Here is a 21,044-nt window from a genome sequence, read left to right as displayed (position 1 = left end):
CGGCAGAGGTATTTATTTGTCTTAAAAGATGCATTCTGCTCCTCCATTATTGGATATGCCCAATAGTTGAGGAGCAGAATTTTTATTAGAATACAGAAACATCCGTCTTGCGGAGATAGCGGCTGAGATTAACTAAACTGGCTAAGCTAATCACGATACATGCCAGCATAATACCGTAGTAATGCCCATTTTCTGTACTGAGCGTAAAGCATACGGCTACTAAGGCTGTCCCTATGCACTGACCAAAGAGACGTGCGGTTGATTGCATACCACCAGTAGCACTAGCACGGTGCGGTGGTGCAGAAAGTAAGATAGCTTTATTATTTGGAGTCTGGAAAAAACCGAAACCAAGACCTGCACCAAATAGGCAGAAACCAAAATAAATCGCTGGGCTATCTACAGGCAAGAGGAGTAGGCAAGCAAGGCTAATCGCCATCATAAGACTGCCTAAACCTGCCAAGATAGAGGCAGGATATTTATTCGATAGTCTGGCCGTAATGGGAGCGACAATCAGCGTAGCAATCGGCCAAGAACTAAAGAGTAGCCCAACCGTCGTTGGACTCATATTTAAGCCTGATTGAAAGTAAAAAGGTGTAGAAATCATTGTTAGCGATGCACATGCAAAACTCATTGATGATACGATAACGGCATCGCGGAAAGAAACAATCTTGAGCAAGTCAAATGGTACCAGAGGTGTGTCTTGTTCTAGACAGCGACGATAGAGGAAGTAGGTCGCTAGGATAGAAATCGCCAGAAAAATACCGCTTAATATGGGTTGACTAAAGATAAGGTCTAGTGCGGCAATAAAACCACCGAGTGCTAAGGCATTGAGGATAGCACTAAGATAGTCAAATCGTTTATCAATACGTTTAACACGAGGCACGTAGGTCGTCATAACAAAGGTAATGATGGATAAAGGAATGGCAAATCCATAAATCCAATGCCAAGAGGCAATACCTATAATAAATGCCCCTAAAGAAGGGCTTAATAAAGAGGAAGCACCAACCATCATGGCATTTAAGCTAATACCTAAGGCTAATTGGCGGCGAGGGTAAATATGACGCACCAAACCCCCAAAGATAGACATGAGTGCAGAACAACCTAAACCTTGAATAATCCTTGTGGTGATGAGATGAGAGAGCGTATCGGCAAACATGCTACCGATTGCTCCAATCAGAAAGATGATAATACCAATACGTAATAGACGTTTAAATCCTATTTTTTCAGCTAAGGAGGAGAAAGGTAAGAGCGTGGCGATAATGGTAATTGTATAAGCATTGACAATCCAAACTGCTGAAGCTGGCGCAATATTTAAGTCTTTGCTAATGGTGGGTAGCGCAATATTGGTAATGCTACTATCAATCACGCTGATTGCAATAATGAGCAATAGGGTAGCGATTGCAAGGTAGCGTTGTGGCGTGGGAAGCCCATCTTGTTCTGGGTGGGCTTCCCTTGTCTCCTTTAAATTTGATTTAATATTTTCTGTGATTGCCATATATTATCAGTCGGATGGCAACATCCGACTTGTGTCGGTTTTATGATTTTTTCACAGGGCGTTGCCAACCTTCAATAGTGAATTGTTTTACACGAGATATAGTTAGTTTACCTGCTGGCGCATCTTTTGTTAAGGTAGTACCTGCTCCAATTGTGGCATTCGTGCCTACAGTCACAGGGGCAACTAACTGACTATCAGAGCCGATGAATGCACCGTCCTCGATAATGGTCTGGAATTTATTAACACCGTCATAATTACAAGTAATGGTACCTGCACCGATATTGACTTTTTCGCCAATGGTTGCATCCCCTAGATAACTGAGATGGTTTGCTTTGCTATATGCGCCTAGGCGAGTTTTTTTCAGCTCGACGAAATTACCTACATGACTATGAGCACCTAATGATGCTCCCGGACGTAAACGTGCGTAAGGACCAATCACTGCATTATTTTCTGCGGTGGCTTGTTCTAGATGGCTAAAAGCATCTACCGTGGTGTTGGCACCGAGCGTGACATTACGTAAAACGCAGTTGGGGCCGATGTGAACACCGTCAGCTAAGACAACATCGCCTTCGAATAGGCAACCCGTATCGATAAATACATCACGACCACAGCGTAATGAACCACGGAGATTAAAGTTATTTGGATCTGCGAGTGTGACACCTTGTTCTAATAGGCGACGTGCTTGTTCGGCTTGCCATAAGCGCTCTAGCTGAGCTTGTTGAATACGGCTATTCACACCGAGCGTTTCCCAGTTAGCACTTGGCTGTGCGGCATTAACGGGAATGCCGTCCTTGACAGCGAGTGCAATGATATCTGTGAGGTAGTATTCACCTTGTGCATTATTATTATCAATGCGGGTTAACCAATCTTTTAGTAAGCGTGTAGGTGCGCAAAGAATACCGGTATTGACTTCTTTAATAGCGAGTTCTTCAGCAGTAGCATCTTTATGCTCGACAATACGAGTCACGAGACCTTTGCTATCGCGAACAATACGGCCATAACCCGTGGCATCTGCTAATGTTTCTGTCAGTACCCCCACACCCGTACCGGCTGTTTTTAAAAGTGTCGTTAGGGTTGGAGATTGTACAAGAGGGACATCACCATAAAGGACTAAGGTCATATCTTCAGGATTCTCACCACCGACTAATTGATTAACGGCTTGTTGTACGGCATGACCTGTACCGTGTTGAGGCATTTGTAGCGCAAAGCCTAAATCATTTTCTTGAGCAAAATAGTGTTTGACAGTATCAGCACCGTGACCAACAACAACGATGATTTTATTGGGTTGCAGCTGACGTGCGCTATCAATAACGTGAGAGAGCATAGGCTTACCAGCGATACGGTGTAGTACCTTAGGTAAATCAGACTGCATACGCTTGCCCATACCAGCAGCGAGAATAACGATATTTAATTTCATAAAAATACTTTAAAAAACTGAGTGGATTGAAAATGCATTCGTAAAAAGGATAAGTGCATTTTATCCTTTTTTCAGTGAGGTTTTACGGGCAACTTTAGTCGCTGGCTTATTCTTTACAATCTTTGATGAGCTTGTAGGAGCGTCTTTCTGAGCTGATTTTAGGGTATCCGCTTTTTTTTGAGACTGTTCCAGTATATCTGATTGTGTTTTTAAAAAGCCTTGAAACTGCTCTTGTAGGCTGTTCCACCATTGTTGTCCTGCTGCTTGTAATGCATCATTATTTTGCATCATCTCTTGTAAAGACTGTAAATTGGTGCGTTGTAACTCTAAACTCTGAATGGTATTTTTTAGCATAGAAAGATTAAGGCTTAACCAGTTCTCTACGCTTTTTAATTCATTGATACGTTTGTCTAGTTCCTCAATACTTTGTTCTGAACTTTGACTAAAACCTATTTGATTTTTTTGAAGTGTATCTTGCCATGCTTTTTGAAAAGCTTCAGCGTTACCAAAGAAAGGGTTTTTAAAGTGTTCAGCATTAAAAATCTGATCAAACATATTTTTACTATCACTCATTGGCTTTACCTCGGATAGGATTGAATCAATTGTGTAAAAACGTTGCGCTCTATACTGTCTAATAGTACAACCATTGCCTCTGCGGTAATGCTGTTATTCTCCATGAGTTCTAATGTTTCTTCAATAGAGAACGTACGGATTTCGCTTACCTCACCGTCCATATTTTGGGGCTGAACATGTGGCGCAAGAATACAGTCACTTGTTAGTACTTCTTCGTTTTGAAAACCCTCTATTAAGGGACGTTGTACGTGGAGAATTGAGCGGATAGGCGTGCGATGGGTAAGTTCTTTTGCCTGAATACCCGCTTCTTCATAGGTTTCGCGTTCTAGACCAATCTCTAGTGTATCGGCAGAATTGAGTAAGCCTCCTGCAATGGTATCCCATTTATTGGGGTCGGTTTGTTTGCTTGGCGCACGTAATGAGAGAAAGAGTTTCCCCTCGGGAGTCCATGCATTCATATGAATGGCTTGGGTCAATAGTCCGAGTGGGCGTGTCGCTGTGCGTTCTATATGAGCAAAAACTTGTGTGCCTTGCCAAAGATTGACCTGCTCATCACGCCAGTAAGGAAGTAAGCCTTGTTGGCGTAAATGTAGCGCAAGGCTGTTAAAATAATTCGAACGTTGTTCAAAAGATTGCTCAGGTAGTTGAATATCAATTCTATCCTGTGAGCGTTGGAAATAAGGGTAGGGATGAGAAGGATTGGTGAGCAAGGCGATACTATTGGGGTGAATAGTACCAGAGCGAATGCCATTAATAAATAGGGCAAGAGAACCCGCAATAGGGGCTTGTTGAATCTCTTTGAGTAGGCCTTCTTTTAGTTTAGTAATGCGATGGTTCACAATGTTACTCAAGCAAAATAATACGTTCATTGTAGCGAGAATAAGAGATGATGAAAAGGTTTGTACTGTGGCTAGGTTTATTTCTTTGTTTAAATGGTAGTAGCTATGCCAAACTTCATGGCAGCTCCATTGAGGGGACTTCGTTAGGTCGTGCTTGGACGGCAATCAATACTAAAGGGCAAGTGCTATCAGCAGAGCAAATGAGAGGTAAGCTAAGTCTTTATTTTTTTGGTTTTACGCAATGTCCAGACGTATGCCCTACAACGTTATTGAGTTTATCAGAAATGTTGACTTTACTTGATGAAGGCGAACGAGAACAAGTACGGGTGGTATTGGTAAGTATTGATCCTGAGCGGGATACGCCAGAGATACTGAAAGCGTATTTGGCCAATTTTGGCGCTGATTTTGAGGGATTAACAGGAAGCTCAGCACAAATAAAGCAATTAGCAACGTCGTTTAAGGTGTTTTATCGCAAAACTCCTTTGAAAAATGGTACTTATACGATGGAGCATAGTGCCAATCTATTTTTATTGGATAAAAAAGGCAACGCCAAGCTCTTTTATTATGGTGATGTTAAACCAGAGAGCTTGGCGAGTGATATTAAAACGTTGTTAAATGATTAAAGAAAGCGTTTTAGGGGAGAAAATACTTAGGCTTCTGCAGCCTCTAGCACTTTACGCATTTTCTTAATCGCAGCATTTTCAATTTGGCGAACGCGCTCGGCAGAAACACCGTACTGAGCAGCTAGTTCATGTAAGGTTTTGCTTTCACCTTCTTCTTGTAGCCAACGTGATTGGATAATATCACGAGAGCGATCATCAAGACTGTCTAGTGCATCCGCAATACCTTGGGTTTGTAAAGCATAGCGATTACGTTGTGCGAGAACATGACCTGGTTCATGCTCGCCGTCATCTGATAGATAGCTAATCGGTGCAAATTCCTCATCATCATCGCCAGATGCCTCAAGTGCCATATCACGGCCTGATAGTCGAACTTCCATCTCGGTGACGTCTTCAGGACGCACATTGAGTTTCTCCGCGATACCTTGAATTTGCTCTGGATTGAGTGTCTGACCATCTGGACGCATACTACGTAGATTAAAGAAGAGTTTGCGTTGTGCCTTGGTGGTGGCCACTTTTACTAAACGCCAGTTACGAATGATGTATTCGTTAATTTCCGCTTTAATCCAGTGAACTGCAAAGGATACAAGACGTACGCCATGAGAGAGGTCAAAACGCTTGACCGCTTTCATTAAACCGATATTACCCTCTTGGATTAAATCTGCATGAGCAATACCATAGCCGAGGTATTGACGAGAAATCGATACCACAAGGCGTAGATGTGACAAAATTAAAGTACGTGCAGCATCTAAGTCGCCATCTTTTTGTAATTTAGTAGCGAGGTCTTTTTCTTGTTCTGGTGTAAGAACCGGAATACGGTTGACAGCGCTAATATAAGCTTCAATCGTACCCATTGCACCCGGATTAGCAACTGCCATCGCAATGTTGGGTTGTAAAGCAAGTGATTGACTTGTCATAGTGTATTTGGTTTCCAATAAAATTTTACAATAAGTCTATTTTAGCACTCTTGTCAAGAGAGTGCTAACATTAAACCTGCCCTAAATAGGGAATTTGTTTCAGGGGGTCACAAGTCGCTGAGTCGCTCTTTTTATCGGAAAAATTCCCCCAAGTCTATTATTCTGTCCCCTTTTTTTTGAAAAAAAGAGATAATACCTTTTTACGATTTGAAGTGTATAGCTCACCTAGATATTTATGGCACGTTTAGCTCGTCTTTATGCTCCGAATACTAGCCAATTAGTACAAGCAAAATTATTGCCTCAGGTCATTGCTTTGCCAGAAATGCAGACCTTAAAACCACAACTGATACAATGGCTAGAACAGGCAAGTGTTCGCTATGGTTTGGCGGTTCATGCATGGTCAATTACCCAAGACAGTATTTATGTATTGAGTACGCCGAGTGAGCCAAAATCGGTATCACAGGTTGTTCAAGCATTGGGACGTTATTTAGCTTCTAGTCTGAAACAAGGTGCGGTATTTTCCTCTCGTTACCGTTCTTGCCTTGTTGAAAAAGGCGATTATTTGTTAGCGAGTATGATGTGGTTGGAGATTTATTTACATCAACAAGAAGGGGTGGATAATCCTGAGCTTTTACCATGGTCATCAGCAGGTTGGCATATGGGACGTTCTTTTAAGGACTTCCCGTGGATGCGCGACCATGAGGCGTATTGGCTGCTGGGAAATACGCCATTCGAGCGTCAGGCGCGTTATCGAGAACTGTGCGAAGATGGCTTAAGTCGTACAATGTTGGATAAAATACAGGCGGCGCTACAGGGACAATGGGCTTTGGGTGGCGCAGAATTTATCCAAGAAATGGGTGAAGTGGCGAGTCGTCGAGTCGTACCGGGCCAGAGAGGTCGTCCTCGTAAGGAAGTAAAGTAAATGGTGTGGTTATTGAAGTTTTGGAGTATCTTACCCTTAGGCTTTTTACAAGCGATAGGACGTGGTTTAGGGTGGTTAGTGTACAAATTATCGCCTCGCTATGGGCGACGTCTTCGTCATAATGCGGCTCAGGCTGGTTTTACGGATGCTGAATTTCATAATGAAGCGGCCAAGCAAATTGGGGCGATGTTTGCTGAGATTCCTAAGGTTTGGTTTAATGGCAAAGCTTGTTTAGCTAAGACTCGAGTCGCGAATCCTGACTATCTTGAAGCATTACGGGCTAATGAGGGACAAAGCGTTATCTTTATCACTCCTCATCTAGGCTGTTTTGAGATATGTGCGCGTTATCTAGCTCAGCAGAAACCTATTACGGTGATGTATCGCAAAGCTAGGCGTGAGTTTTTTGAACCAGTGATGAAATCTGCCCGTGATGACTCCGGGATGGAGTCTGTACCTGCGGATTTTTCGGGTGTGCGTAGTTTTTTAAAGGTGCTACGCCAAGGGGGGGATATTGGTTTATTACCCGATCAAGTGCCGGCATCTGCAGATGGTGAGTGGGTGACTTTTTTTGATCGAATGGCTTATACGATCACATTGCCGGGAAAATTAGCAGCACAAACAAAGGCAAAAATTGTGATGGTGGTGGGTATTCGGTTGTCGCATGCAGAGGGTTGGGAACTGGTGTTTAAAGATGGCCCAGAGGTGGCAGAGTTAACGCCAAATGAACAAGCACAAGCGATAAATCATGCGTTAGAGGAGATGATTCGTTTGGCACCTACGCAGTATTTGTGGAGCTACAATCGTTATAAAGTGCCTAAGTTGGCGCCACCAATGCCGCAGAAGGTATAGGCGCTTGTCATTAGTTGCTAACTTAACCATCAGGTTTGCTACTTGTTGCGTGCAGTTGTTAGTGTTACTCCATTACCATCACCTATTACAGAACTTGTGTATTCGCTCGGACAGCCAATGCTAATAGCAACAAGGTTTGCTACACATTCCGCGCAGTCGCTCGAACAGAGCCTCGCTGCCGCTCGCCTAACTCGCTTTGTGCATCGAAACGTCTCCGCAAACCTTAAGTGCTTGAATAAACATTGCAATGCTAATGAGCACTAGAGCACACGGAGAGACATTCACTCGTAGCGACATTGGAAACGGCGAAGCACTTTCCGGAGCAAGAGTGAACTGTCTGTAGTGTGGGCGGACAGGCATGCTAATAGCAACAAGATTCGCTGTACTCTACATAAACCGCATAAGCCACTCTTTGCCTTTAATCTTTGTCTTTCGCAGGCGATTAATTGTATCTTCCGCTAAGTTACGGTCAATGGCGACAAAGCTGACAAAGTCAAAGATATTAATTTTGCCGACAGCATTGCCCGGTAAACCTAAATCTTTCGTGAGCGTGCCGAGGATATCACCTGGGCGTAGCTTTTCTTTCTTGCCACCACGAATACAGATGGTTTTCATTGGAGCAATGAGAGGTTTTTGCCTGCTATTGTTAGGTAGTTCTAGCCATTCTAGGGCTAAGTCAATGTTCTTTTCAATACGCTCGGCACGATACATCTCTTTGTCGGTAACGAGATTAAGTGCTAAACCTTTGGCTTCTTTACGTCCTGTGCGACCAATACGATGGATGTGAGTGGCGACATTTGGTGTTAGCTCTACATTAATAATGGCGTCTAAACTTTCAATATCGAGACCGCGAGCAGCGACATCGGTTGCCACGAGTACGGAGCAAGAACGATTAATAAACTGGACAAGGACATCTTCACGGTCGCGCTGTTCCATATCCCCATGTAATACGAGGCTTTTGATTCCTTGCTCCTCTAGATAGTCGGCAAGCTCCTCGCATTGAATTTTGGTATTGCAAAAAGCCAATGTAGAGGTAGGGCGATAATGCTTCAATAAGAGCGCACAATCGGCAAAACGAGTGTCAGCGCTAGTCTTGAAAAAGAGGTGGTCTAGATTATGATTGACAGCCTCGGGGCTTGTTTCAACGACAACGGGGTTGCGCTGAAAGCCTTCGCTCATTTTGAGAATATGCTCAGGATAAGTAGCAGAAAAGAAAAGCGTCTGTTTACGTAGGGGGGTCGCTTGTGAGATTTCACCAATATCTTCAAAAAAGCCCATGTCCATCATACGATCAGCCTCATCCAGAACAAAGACTTTGATATGGTTGAGGTCGAGATGTTGACCGCGGACTAAGTCTAGTACTCGACCGGGGGTGCCGACAATAATATGGGCACCATGTTTGAGTGATTCGATTTGCGGGCGAAGAGCACTACCCCCACAGAGTGTGAGTACTTTAATGTTAGAGAGTGCTCTGGCAAGTTTGCGAATTTGTTGGGCAACTTGGTCTGCCAATTCACGCGTAGGGCAAAGCACAATGCCTTGTGCACCAAAAAAAGCGGGATTGATTTTTTGCACAATCCCCAAACCAAATGCTAATGTTTTTCCGCTACCTGTTTCGGCTTGTCCGCGTACATCTTTGCCTTCCAGGATAGCTGGTAGGCTTTGTGCTTGGATGGGGCGCATTTCTGTATAGCCTAGTTCTTGTAGATTATGCAATTGGGCAGGGCTGAGCGGTAGAGAGGAAAAATTCATTTTGGACTTGCGTTGTGGTTTATCTAGTGACTAGCCATTATACACCGACAGTATTGTTTGAGGCGGTGTTGTTTGTGGATGTAGGGATAGAGTCAGTGTAAATAAAGCCAAAGTGCTTAAAGAGAATGATTAAAAAATATAGGTGATTAATTCATGGCTTATCGATATAGGCTTAAAAATAGGCATTTATATTGGTATGTCCCCATTTTTAAATAAAAAATGCAATTTTAAAATAAATATGGACAGTCCCTATTTATTTTTGTTGCGCAATACCATAAATCACATTATCCTTAAATCGTTCAAAAGTATTCTTGCCATTTTTTAGGAAAATAGTTATGCGCAAGCCAGTTCAATTATCAAAAGAAATCGTGATTGATGCTTCTGCTATCGGTCATCGCTCTACCTGTACAACGCAGGCTAAGCCTGCTATCCAGCTACAACCTGAAAACCAAGGTCTCTATAACAAAGAGATGGAGCATGACGCTTGTGGTGTAGGTTTTGTTGCCAATATCAAAGGGAAAAAAAGTCACACTATTATCCAGCAAGGTTTAAAAATCCTTGAAAACTTAGATCACCGTGGTGCGGTGGGTGCGGATAAATTAATGGGCGATGGTGCAGGCATTCTTATCCAAATTCCTGATGCCTTATACCGTGAAGAGATGGCAAAACAAGGCGTAACGCTACCACCAGAAGGTGAGTATGGCGTCGTGATGGTCTTTTTGCCTAAAGAAATGGCGTCTCGTTTGGCTTGTGAGCGCGAACTAGAGCGTTCTGTACGTGATGAAGGTCAAGTTTTATTAGGCTGGCGTGATGTTCCTGTTAATCGTGATATGGAAATGTCACCCACCGTACGTGAAGTAGAACCAGTCATCCGTCAATTGTTTATTGGACGTGGTCCTGATGTGATGGTTCCTGACGCTTTAGAGCGTAAACTCTACGTTATCCGTAAGACAGCAAGTCATGCCATTCAAAATATGAACTTAGCGCATAGTAAGGAATACTATGTACCGTCAGCGTCTGTACGTACCGTGGTTTATAAAGGCTTATTACTTGCTGATCAAGTAGGTCAATACTATAAGGATTTAGAAGATCCTCGAGCAGTATCAGCGTTAGCATTGGTTCACCAACGTTTCTCTACCAATACATTTCCAGCGTGGCCATTAGCACACCCCTATCGTTTAATCGCTCATAATGGTGAGATTAATACGGTAAAAGGTAACTTTAACTGGTTGCGTGCGCGTGAGGGCATGATGGAGTCACCCGTATTAGGTGATGATTTAGCCAAGTTATATCCTATTGTCTACGAAGGTCAATCAGATACCGCAACGTTTGATAACTGTTTAGAGTTAATGGTTAATGCAGGTTATTCGCTTGCCCATGCGATGATGATGATGATTCCCGAAGCGTGGGAACAACACACTTATATGGATGAAAATCGTCGTGCATTCTATGAGTACAATGCGGCTAAATTAGAACCATGGGATGGTCCTGCCGCAGTAGCGTTTACGGATGGTCGTCAGATTGGTGCGACATTAGATCGTAATGGTTTGCGTCCAGCACGTTATGTTGTGACTGATGATGATATGGTTATTCTTGCCTCAGAGGCAGGCACACTAACCGTCCCAGAAAGCCGTATCGTCAAAAAATGGCGTTTACAACCGGGCAAGATGTTACTCATTGATCTTGAGCAAGGTCGTATCATTAGTGACGAAGAAATTAAAAATCAATTAGCCAATAGCCGTCCATATAGCCAATGGTTAAAACGCTTACGAGTCAAGTTAGAAGAGCTTGAGGCACCTGCTGATAGCAAGCCTTTACCTAGTTTTAATTCAACGGCTTCTCTATTGGATCGTCAGCAAGCCTTTGCATGGACACAAGAAGATATTAAAGTGGTCTTAGACCCTATGTTCCAAACAGGTGAAGAAGCTATTGGTTCTATGGGTAATGATGCGCCTGTGGCTGTTTTATCCAATAAGACAAAACCATTCTATAACTACTTCCGTCAGTTGTTTGCACAGGTAACCAATCCTCCAATCGACCCGATTCGTGAGCAATTGGTGATGTCTTTAGTATCGTTTATTGGTCCAAAACCAAACTTATTGGATATCAATAACGTCAATCCTCCACAACGTATTGAGGTTAGCCAACCTATCCTTGATGTAGAGGGTATGCGTCGTTTACGTGAGATTGAGCGTTATACTGACAATAAATTCCGTAGTTTTGAGTTGGATCTTACTTATCCGGTAAGTTGGGGTGTAGAAGGTATTGAGGCGAGTGTAGCTTCGCTATGTGCACGTGCGGTGGACGCTGTTAAGAGTGGTAATAATATTCTGATTTTAACGGATCGTCGTGTTGATGCTGAGCATGTGGCTATCCCTGCATTATTAGCCACTTCAGCAATTCACCAACATCTTATCCGTTCAGGTTTACGTACGAATACAGGTCTTGTGGTGGAAACAGGTTCTGCACGCGAGGTTCATCACTTTGCCCTATTGGGTGGTTACGGAGCAGAAGCAATTCACCCTTATCTTGTGTTTGAAACCATTAATAGCCTAGACACGATTAAGGATAAAGGTGCCGCAGCTTATAACTTTATCAAAGCGATTGGTAAAGGCTTAAATAAAGTGATGTCAAAAATGGGTATCTCTACCTATATGTCATATACGGGTGCACAGATTTTTGAAGCGGTTGGTTTACAAAAGGCTTTAGTACAGAAATATTTCACTGGTACACCAAGCAATATTGAGGGTTTAGGTATCTTTGAAGTTGCCGAAGAGGCCATTCGTGCCCATAAAGCGGCGTTTAGTAATGACCCTGTACTTGCGGACAATTTAGACGCAGGTGGTGATTATGCATTCCGTATCCGTGGTGAACAACATATGTGGACACCGGATTCGATTGCTAAATTACAGCACTCTACACGATCAAATAACTACAACACGTATAAAGAATATGCACAGTTGATTAATGATCAATCAAAACGTCATATGACTTTACGAGGTTTGTTTGAGTTTAAAGTAGATCCAGCTAAAGCCATTCCGTTAGAGCAAGTTGAGCCAGCCAAAGAAATTGTTAAACGCTTTGCAACAGGGGCGATGTCTTTAGGTTCTATCTCTACTGAGGCGCATGCGGTATTGGCTGTTGCGATGAACCGTATTGGTGGCAAATCTAATACAGGTGAGGGTGGTGAAGATGAATTACGTTATCGCCAAGAGATTCGTACGGGTTCTAGTGGTATTAAGAAAGGTGATAGCTTAGCCTCTGTTCTTGGTAGCGACCGTATTGCTGCGGATGTGGCACTTCAAAATGGGGACTCTTTACGCTCTAAGATTAAGCAAGTGGCATCAGGTCGTTTTGGTGTGAGTGCTGAGTACTTAAGTAGTGCTGATCAAATTCAAATTAAGATGGCTCAAGGCGCTAAACCGGGTGAGGGAGGTCAATTACCAGGTCATAAAGTTTCTGAGTACATTGCCAAACTACGTTATTCAGTGCCGGGTGTAGGTCTTATTTCTCCACCTCCTCATCATGATATTTATTCGATTGAGGATTTAGCACAGCTTATTCACGACTTGAAAAATGTGAATCCTCGTGCATCGATTTCGACTAAATTAGTATCGGAAGTCGGTGTGGGTACCGTAGCTGCTGGTGTAGCAAAAGCGAAATCTGACCATATTGTTATCGCTGGTCATGACGGTGGTACGGGTGCCTCTCCTGTTTCTTCGATTAAGCATGCAGGTACACCTTGGGAGCTAGGTTTATCTGAGGCACAACAAACCTTGGTGCTTAACCGTTTACGTAGCCGAGTTCGTTTACAAGCCGACGGTCAAATGAAAACGGGTCGTGACGTGGTTATCGGTGCTTTATTGGGTGCAGATGAATTTGGTTTTGCGACAGCACCGCTAGTGGTTGAGGGTTGTATCATGATGCGTAAGTGTCATCTCAATACCTGCCCAGTAGGTGTGGCGACACAAGACCCTGTATTACGTGCAAAATTCGCTGGTAAACCAGAACATGTGGTGAATTACTTCTTCTTTGTAGCAGAAGAAGTTCGTGAGATTATGGCACAGCTCGGTATTAGTAAATTTGATGATTTAGTAGGACGTACTGACTTACTCGATATGCGTGCAGGCATTGATCATTGGAAAGCTAAGGGTCTAGACTTTGCTCGCCTATTCCACTCTCCAGATACAGATACTGGTCGTTACCATACTGAAGAGCAAGACCATGGTTTAGCTGCTGCATTAGACAATCAATTAATTGAGCGTAGTAAAGCGGCGATTGAGCGCGGTGAAAAAGTTTCTTTCATTCAACCGGTTCGTAACCGTAACCGTACGGTTGGTGCGATGTTATCAGGAGTGGTGGCACATAAATATGGTCACGAAGGATTACCTGAAGACACAATTCATATCCAGTTTAATGGTACAGCAGGTCAAAGTTATGCCGCTTTCTTAGCACATGGTATTACTTTTGAGCTTGTTGGTGAAGGTAATGACTATGTAGGTAAAGGTTTATCCGGTGGTCGTATTATTATTCGTCAACCAAATGATTTTCGTGGTCATAGCCCAGAGCATATTATTGCGGGTAATACTGTCCTTTATGGTGCATTATCGGGCGAGGCCTTCTTTAATGGTGTGGCTGGTGAGCGTTTTGCGGTACGTAACTCAGGAGCGTCTGCTGTTGTTGAAGGTACTGGTGATCATGGTTGTGAGTATATGACCGGTGGTACAGTCGTTGTATTGGGTAAAACAGGTCGTAACTTCGCTGCAGGGATGTCGGGTGGTGTCGCTTATGTTTGGGATCCAGAAGGCGATTTCGAAAAACGTTGCAATACTAGCATGGTATCGCTAGAGGGTGTGGAAGCACACGCTGATCAAGCCAAACGTGGTCAGATTGAACAATGGCATTCAGTCGTTCGTGGTGGTGAGCGTGAGACAGACGAAACAATCTTACGTCGTCTTGTGGAAGATCATCATCGTCACACAGGTAGTAAGCGAGCGGCTGAACTACTTGAGGACTGGGATAAAGCACGTAAGCAATTTGTGAAAGTGATTCCAAACGATTATCGTCGTGCCTTAGTCGAACTTTGGCAAGCTAAACAAGCTTCAAAATAATGCCTTAAGGAAAATGTATCATGGGTAAAATTACAGGTTTTTTAGAATTTGAACGTGTTTCAGAAACATACGAAGCACCTGCGGCACGCCTTAAGCATTATAAGGAGTTTGTGCTGACTTTAGATGATAAGCAAGCACAACAACAAGGTGCACGCTGTATGGATTGTGGCATTCCATTTTGTAATAATGGTTGCCCAGTCAATAACATCATTCCTGACTTTAATGATTTAGTGTACAAGCAGCAATGGGAAAAAGCACTACGTACATTGCAGTCGACTAATAACTTCCCTGAGTTTACAGGTCGTATCTGCCCGGCACCTTGTGAGGCAGCCTGTACATTGAATATTAACAACGATGCGGTAGGGATTAAATCGATTGAGCATGCCATTATTGATAAAGGCTGGGAAGAAGGTTGGGTTGTGCCACAAGCCCCTAGCCGTCGGACTGGTAAGAAAGTGGCCGTGATTGGTTCAGGTCCTGCTGGGTTGGCTGCATCACAGCAACTTGCTCGTGCGGGGCATAGCGTGACGCTCTTTGAGAAGAATAATCGTATCGGTGGTTTATTACGCTACGGTATTCCTGACTTTAAATTAGATAAAAGCTTAATTGATCGTCGTATCCTTCAAATGGAAGCGGAGGGTGTTGAGTTCCGTACATCGACCTATATCGGCAATAAAACAGATAAAGTGGAAGACGGTCTTAGTATCGTGACGTTTGACGAGTTAAACGCACAATATGATGCCATCGTGATGTCAGGTGGCTCAGAAACACCGCGTGATTTACCTGTTCCTGGTCGCGAACTTAGTGGTGTTCACTTTGCGATGGAGTTTTTGACACAACAAAATCGCGAGAACGCAGGCGACCGTATCAAAGACAAAATCAATGCCAAAGACAAGCATGTGGTGGTCATTGGTGGTGGTGATACCGGTTCAGACTGCGTGGGGACGAGTAATCGTCAAGGCGCTGCATCGGTCATTCAGATTGAATTGATGCCAAAGTTACCAGAGCAAGAAAACAAAGAGCTTACTTGGCCATATTGGCCAGCTAAACTACGCACATCGTCTTCGCATGAAGAGGGTTGTGAGCGTGATTGGGCGATTGTGACCAAAGCTTTTGAAGGTAAGAAAGGTAAGCTTCAAAAAATTATTGCGGCTCGTGTAGAGTGGGTAAAAGATGAAGCTACGGGTCAAATGAAAATGCAAGAAATTGCAGGTTCTGAATTTGAAATCAAAGCTGATTTAGTGTTCTTAGCGATGGGCTTTGTTCATCCTGTAGAGGCGGTATTAAATGCGGCTGGTGTCGAAAAAGACGTGCGTGGCAATGTAAAAGCCAACACAGACAATTATCAAACCTCTGTCCCTAAAGTATTTGCCGCAGGTGATATGCGTCGTGGTCAATCTTTAGTGGTGTGGGCTATCCGTGAAGGACGTCAATGTGCAAGAGCCGTTGATGAATTCTTAATGGGAAGTAGCTTATTGCCACGATAGGGTTTATTACCTTTATTGCGACATATCGATACAAGCCTAGTATATTGCTAGGCTTGTATTTTTTTGGCAATAAGGTAGGATAGGCGAAGTTAATACAGAGGTGCTTCATATGCAGTTTTCTTTTGCGAGTTTATCAAAACGTATTCGTCTTTTTCATTTGCAGATTTTGTCTGAAGTTTATAAACAAGGTTCAATTCTCGCAGCTTCTCGATCATTACATATTAGCCAGCCTGCCATTAGTAAGGTTATCCATGATTTAGAAGAATATTTTGAGCAACCCTTGTTTATTCGCACAAGCCAAGGAATGACACCAACAGATTTTTCCTTGATGTTAAATAAACATTGTAATGAGTTACAAAGTAATTTGCACCATTTGGTGGATGATTTGAATACTTGGCAAATGGGTATCTCGGGTAAAGTTACTGTTGGCAATATGCTATCTGCTTCTGCTGAGTTTTTACCTAAAGCCATTATTCGACTAAAACAATTAGCACCCAATGTGGCCGTCAGTGTCAAAGTGGGAACCAACGATACGCTATTCCCTGAACTGATAAATGGCACTTTAGATATTATGCTGGGGCTATTGCCTACACAAGCAGAAGAGAACTTAGAGCATATCGAGCTGTATGATGAAACCTTAAGTGTTGTGGTGGGTCGTCAGAATCCCATTGCTTTTTCTGGTGATGTGGATGAGTGGCTGCGTGCTGAGGGTATTACTTGGATTATTCCTCCGCTTTCGAGTACAGCGGGTCAAGCAGCGCAGGCTTTTTTGCTTAATCAAGGCATTGAAGTGCCAAAGCAAGGGATTGAGTCGCTGTCCGTCCTCACCAACTTAACTGTCCTATTGGAGTCTAATGCCGTGTTGCTAACACCAAAGACCGTGGTGGATCGTTTTGTGCAGTTAGGGATATTGGTGGAGCTTAGACAATCATCAACAAGCACCACCTGTGGTAAAGTGGGTTACAGCATAGCGAGGAATCGTCTGCTAACGCCTGCCTGTCAGCGATTTATCGACTTATTACACGAAAATACCCAACCTTAGTGTTTTCCCCAATATAACAAAATGCTATAGCCAACTCGAATTTTACGATTAGCCTAAACTAGGTCGCTTTCCTATAATGAAATTGTCATTTCAACAGTTTTAGGAAAAAGAGACCATGAATACATTAGCTTTACCGAGCTCTTTACACATTACCAAGAATTACAGTAATGGTGCTTTTGTTGAAACGAGTAAGACCTTTGATAATATCAGTCCTGTGACTGGCAAAGTTCTTTCCCGTATTTGTGAGGCTGATAAAGCATTGGTGGATGCAACCGTGCAATCAGCTCGACAAGCATTTAATGGTATTTGGGGTGAGACAACAGTAGAGCAAAGAGCGGATTATCTTCTTAAAGTAGCGGATATCATTGAACGACGGTTTGATGATTTTATTGCGGCAGAAGTATTGGATACTGGGCGCCCTGTTGAGCAAGCAAAAAAACTAGATGTTTATCGTGGCATCCATAATCTTCGTACATTTGCTGAAATTTTCAAACACGAATACTCAAAAACAGAATGTTTTGAAAGTCATTTAGCTGATGGTTCACAATTACTCAATATTATTAAAAGAAAACCACTAGGCGTTATCGTTAGTATTTCGCCTTGGAACTTGCCACTTTTATCGATTACTTGGAAAGCGGCTCCTGCGCTGATGGCAGGGAATACGATTATTTGTAAACCTTCAGAAGAAACACCGTCCTCGGCAACTTTATTAGCAGAAGCATTTCAAGAAGCGGGCGTTCCTGCGGGTGTCTTCAATGTACTCCATGGCTTTGGTCGTGATTCGACGGGAGAGTGGCTGACTCAGCATAAAGATATTGATGCCGTCACTTTTACAGGTGAATCTGGTACGGGTGCTTCTATTATGAAGACAGTTGCCTCAGAGGTGAAACCTGTTTCGTTTGAGCTAGGTGGTAAAAATGCCGGTATTGTTTTTGAAGATGCTGATTTTGATAAAGCAGTAGAAGGAATTATTCGTTCAAGCTTTACGAATTCAGGTCAGGTATGTCTCTGTACTGAACGTGTATATGTACAACGCAGTATCTTTGATAAGTTTGTGAAAGCCATTAAAGAAAAAACCGAACAGTTGCAAATTGGTTGGTCCGAAGATGAAAAGACCTTTATGGGGCCTTTAATTTCTCATGGTCATCGTGAGAAGGTATTGTCTTATTTTAAATTGGCGGTTGAAGAGGGTGCTCAAGTTGTGACAGGTGGTGGAGTTCCTACCTTTGGCGATGAGCGAGATCAGGGGGCTTATATTCAGCCAACAATTTGGGTAGGGTTACCTGATGATGCGCGTTGCGTGACAGAGGAGGTGTTTGGGCCGGTTTGCCATATTGCTCCTTTTGATACAGAAGAAGAAGTGATTCAGCGAGCTAACAATACAGATTATGGTTTAGCAGGCGTTTTATGGACAACTAACCTATCGCGTGCGCATAGAGTAGCACCCAAAATTAATGCAGGCATTGTGTGGGTAAATCACTGGTTTGCTAGAGATTTGAGAACACCTTTTGGTGGCAATAAATTATCAGGTATTGGTCGTGAAGGAGGGACTTACTCTATGGAATTTTACAGCGAACCTACCAATATCAGTATTCGTCTTTAAGGAGATAGTTGATGAGTCAAAATAATAGCGTTGTCTCAATTGCTCAACGTTTGCAAGAAGCAGAGCAAAGTCGTCAGGCGATAAACCCTATTGCTGAAGAAATTAAAGGATTGGCGGGTCAATTATCAGCCATTGAACTTGCTTACCAAATTCAGCAAAAAAATGTTGAGACAAAGAGTCAATTAGGACGTCGTATTGTTGGACGTAAAATTGGTCTGACATCACTGGCTGTTCAAAAACAGTTAGGCGTGGATTCACCGGACTACGGTACGCTTTTTGATGATATGGCATATGGCACGTTTGAGGAAATTAACAGCGCTCAATGGATTCAGCCAAAAGCCGAAGCAGAAATTGCCTTGGTGTTGAAAAAAGATTTGAATAATGAAAAACACACCTTAGCCGATATTATCAGTGCAACGGATTATGCTTTAGCGGCGATTGAAATCGTGGATAGTCGAATCAAAGATTGGAAGATTTCTTTATTAGATACAGTCGCTGATAATGCGTCATCTGCGGGTTTTGTATTGGGTTCAACTCCTGTTGCCTTATCAAAATTAGAATTGTCACGCTGCGGTATGTATATGGAGCGAAAAGGGGAGCAAGTGTCCGTAGGCGCCGGTGTTAATTGTCTAGGAAATCCTCTTAATGCGGCTGTATGGTTAGCCGATATGATGGTGAAAATGGGTACCCCCCTAAAAGCTGGTGATTTATTGCTGACCGGTGCATTAGGCCCTATGGTGCCATTAGCTCGTCAAGACGCATTGTCTGCGCATATTGAGGGTCTTGGTTCAGTTACTTTAATTACCAACTAAGCGAGGAGTAAATAACAATGAGTACACAAAAAGTTGGTGTAGCCATTATTGGTTCAGGAAATATTGGATGTGACTTGATGTATAAGATTTTACGTCAGTCAGAGAGTTTAGAGTTATTGGCCTTGGTTGGGATTGATCCGGCTTCAGAGGGGTTGGAGCGTGCACGTAAACGAGGCATTGCAACGACAGCAGAAGGGATCGATGGTTTAGTGAAATTGGATGTCTTTAAAGATATCAAGATTGTGTTTGATGCGACGAGTGCAGGCGCTCATCATAAGCATAATGAGGTATTACAGAGTTATGGTATTAAGGTGGTTGATTTAACGCCAGCAGCGATTGGTCCTTATGTTGTACCTGTTGTCAATATGCAGGCGCATTTAGATGCACCGAATATTAATATGGTGACGTGTGGTGGACAAGCGACGATTCCGATGGTCAATGCCGTATCACAATGTACAGAAGTGTATTACGCAGAAATTATTGCCTCTATTTCGAGCAAGTCTGCGGGTCCTGGTACGCGAGCGAATATTGATGAATTTACCGAAACAACCTCTAAAGCGATTGTCCAGGTGGGCGGTGCTAAAAATGGTAAAGCAATTATTATTTTAAACCCTGCGGAGCCACCCTTGGTGATGCGTGATACGGTGTATTGCTGTGTGTCCCAAGAGGCGGATGAAGCAGCGATTGCGGCCTCTATTAAGAACATGGTGAAAGAGGTTCAAAAATATGTACCGGGTTATGTATTAAAGCAAGAACCACAGTTTGAGAATATCCGCTTGGCTAAGCCAGGACTTATTCCAGGTACGGATTCACAAGAGGTTAAAAAGGTATCCGTTTTTCTTGAAGTGACTGGGGCGGGATTCTATTTACCAGAGTATGCCGGCAATTTAGATATTATGACGAGTGCAGGTATGAAGGTAGCAGAGCAGTTGGCAGAAAAATTAGTGGCAGGTGAGGTGTAATCATGAGCTTTTCTAAAGATAAAAAAATTTATATTTCAGATGTAACCTTACGTGATGGTATGCATGCTATTCGTCACCAATACTCAATTGAGCAAGCCAAGCAAATTGCTGCGGCATTAGATGCTGCAGGTGTAGATAGTATTGAGGTAGCGCATGGTGATGGTTTGAAAGGTTCAAGCTTTAACTATGGTTTTGGTGCACATACCGATTTAGAGTGGATTGAGGCTGTAGCGAGTGTGGTGAAACGCGCTAAGATTGCCACCTTAATTTTACCGGGGATTGGTACGATTGAGGATTTGCATGAAGCGTATAATGCAGGTGCTCGCGTCGTGCGAGTAGCGACGCATTCAACCGAAGCGGATGTCTCTAAGCAGCATATTGAATATGCACGTAAATTAGGTATGGATACGGTAGGTTTTTTAATGATGAGTCACATGAACTCTCCAGAGAAACTTGCTCAAGAAGCTAAGAAGATGGAAAGCTATGGTGCGGAAACGGTCTATGTCGTGGATTCAGGCGGTGCCATGAATATGTATGATATTGCCGATCGCGTTAAAGCGTTTAGAGAAGTGTTAAAACCAGAAACACAGATTGGTATTCACGCACATCACAATTTAAGTCTAGGAGTTGCCAATAGTTTAGT

Annotated in this window: 16 protein-coding genes; 10 read left to right on the top strand and 6 right to left on the bottom strand. The window is 43.1% G+C overall.

Annotation, left to right across the window (positions count from 1 at the left end):
- Positions 1-85: 85 nt before the first annotated feature.
- Genes HKX39_RS10170 through HKX39_RS10155 form a run of 4 tightly spaced genes read right to left on the bottom strand, consistent with a single transcriptional unit; the run spans position 86 to position 4,324 of the window.
- The gene (locus HKX39_RS10170; RefSeq protein ID WP_171681219.1) at positions 86-1,495 is read right to left on the bottom strand and encodes an MFS transporter; all 1,410 of its coding nucleotides are present in this window, start codon (positions 1,493-1,495) and stop codon (positions 86-88) included.
- 40 nt (positions 1,496-1,535) lie between these two features.
- The gene (glmU, locus tag HKX39_RS10165) at positions 1,536-2,912 is read right to left on the bottom strand and encodes a bifunctional UDP-N-acetylglucosamine diphosphorylase/glucosamine-1-phosphate N-acetyltransferase GlmU (RefSeq protein ID WP_171681218.1); all 1,377 of its coding nucleotides are present in this window, start codon (positions 2,910-2,912) and stop codon (positions 1,536-1,538) included.
- A 60-nt stretch (positions 2,913-2,972) separates the two neighbouring features.
- On the bottom strand, positions 2,973-3,485 hold the full coding sequence (locus HKX39_RS10160) for a PhaM family polyhydroxyalkanoate granule multifunctional regulatory protein (protein ID WP_171681217.1): 513 nt from the start codon (positions 3,483-3,485) through the stop codon (positions 2,973-2,975).
- 5 nt (positions 3,486-3,490) lie between these two features.
- Positions 3,491-4,324 (bottom strand): NUDIX domain-containing protein, encoded by an 834-nt coding sequence (locus tag HKX39_RS10155; RefSeq protein ID WP_171681216.1) that lies wholly within the window; start codon positions 4,322-4,324, stop codon positions 3,491-3,493.
- A 47-nt stretch (positions 4,325-4,371) separates the two neighbouring features.
- Here HKX39_RS10155 and HKX39_RS10150 point away from each other — a divergent pair, with 47 nt between their 5' ends.
- The gene (locus HKX39_RS10150; protein ID WP_171681215.1) at positions 4,372-4,947 is read left to right on the top strand and encodes an SCO family protein; all 576 of its coding nucleotides are present in this window, start codon (positions 4,372-4,374) and stop codon (positions 4,945-4,947) included.
- A gap of 26 nt (positions 4,948-4,973) precedes the next feature.
- On the opposite strand, the gene rpoH is transcribed toward HKX39_RS10150, so the two are convergent.
- A complete protein-coding gene (gene rpoH, locus HKX39_RS10145) occupies positions 4,974-5,861 on the bottom strand; it encodes an RNA polymerase sigma factor RpoH (RefSeq protein WP_171681214.1) in 888 nt (295 codons plus the stop codon).
- Between the two features lie 235 nt (positions 5,862-6,096).
- Here rpoH and HKX39_RS10140 point away from each other — a divergent pair, with 235 nt between their 5' ends.
- Positions 6,097-6,783 (top strand): hypothetical protein, encoded by a 687-nt coding sequence (locus HKX39_RS10140; protein ID WP_171681213.1) that lies wholly within the window; start codon positions 6,097-6,099, stop codon positions 6,781-6,783.
- Entirely contained in the window at positions 6,784-7,632 is an 849-nt protein-coding gene (locus tag HKX39_RS10135; protein WP_171681212.1) for a lysophospholipid acyltransferase family protein, read from the top strand.
- A 387-nt stretch (positions 7,633-8,019) separates the two neighbouring features.
- Here HKX39_RS10135 and dbpA read toward each other — a convergent pair whose 3' ends face one another.
- A complete protein-coding gene (dbpA, locus tag HKX39_RS10130) occupies positions 8,020-9,384 on the bottom strand; it encodes an ATP-dependent RNA helicase DbpA (protein ID WP_171681211.1) in 1,365 nt (454 codons plus the stop codon).
- Between the two features lie 470 nt (positions 9,385-9,854).
- Between dbpA and HKX39_RS10125 the strand changes: the two genes are divergently transcribed.
- The 7 genes from HKX39_RS10125 to dmpG form a co-directional block, all read left to right on the top strand.
- On the top strand, positions 9,855-14,495 hold the full coding sequence (locus tag HKX39_RS10125; RefSeq protein WP_246226180.1) for a glutamate synthase-related protein: 4,641 nt from the start codon (positions 9,855-9,857) through the stop codon (positions 14,493-14,495).
- A 20-nt stretch (positions 14,496-14,515) separates the two neighbouring features.
- On the top strand, positions 14,516-15,982 hold the full coding sequence (locus tag HKX39_RS10120) for a glutamate synthase subunit beta (RefSeq protein WP_171681209.1): 1,467 nt from the start codon (positions 14,516-14,518) through the stop codon (positions 15,980-15,982).
- Between the two features lie 109 nt (positions 15,983-16,091).
- Entirely contained in the window at positions 16,092-17,024 is a 933-nt protein-coding gene (locus tag HKX39_RS10115) for a LysR substrate-binding domain-containing protein (protein ID WP_171681208.1), read from the top strand.
- 115 nt (positions 17,025-17,139) lie between these two features.
- Positions 17,140-18,627 carry a 2-hydroxymuconic semialdehyde dehydrogenase gene (locus tag HKX39_RS10110; RefSeq protein WP_171681207.1) on the top strand — a complete coding sequence of 496 codons (1,488 nt, stop codon included), beginning with the start codon at positions 17,140-17,142 and terminating at the stop codon, positions 18,625-18,627.
- A gap of 11 nt (positions 18,628-18,638) precedes the next feature.
- Entirely contained in the window at positions 18,639-19,439 is an 801-nt protein-coding gene (locus tag HKX39_RS10105) for a 2-keto-4-pentenoate hydratase (protein ID WP_171681206.1), read from the top strand.
- 17 nt (positions 19,440-19,456) lie between these two features.
- On the top strand, positions 19,457-20,401 hold the full coding sequence (locus HKX39_RS10100) for an acetaldehyde dehydrogenase (acetylating) (RefSeq protein ID WP_171681205.1): 945 nt from the start codon (positions 19,457-19,459) through the stop codon (positions 20,399-20,401).
- 2 nt (positions 20,402-20,403) lie between these two features.
- A partial coding sequence (gene dmpG / locus HKX39_RS10095; RefSeq protein WP_171681204.1) for a 4-hydroxy-2-oxovalerate aldolase occupies positions 20,404-21,044 on the top strand: 641 nt, incomplete at its 3' end.

This window comes from Pelistega suis, from assembly GCF_013133795.1.
GTDB lineage: Bacteria > Pseudomonadota > Gammaproteobacteria > Burkholderiales > Burkholderiaceae_B > Taylorella > Taylorella suis.
The sequence above is the reverse complement of the archived record's forward strand: the minus strand, read 5'-3'. Positions and strand labels throughout refer to the sequence as shown.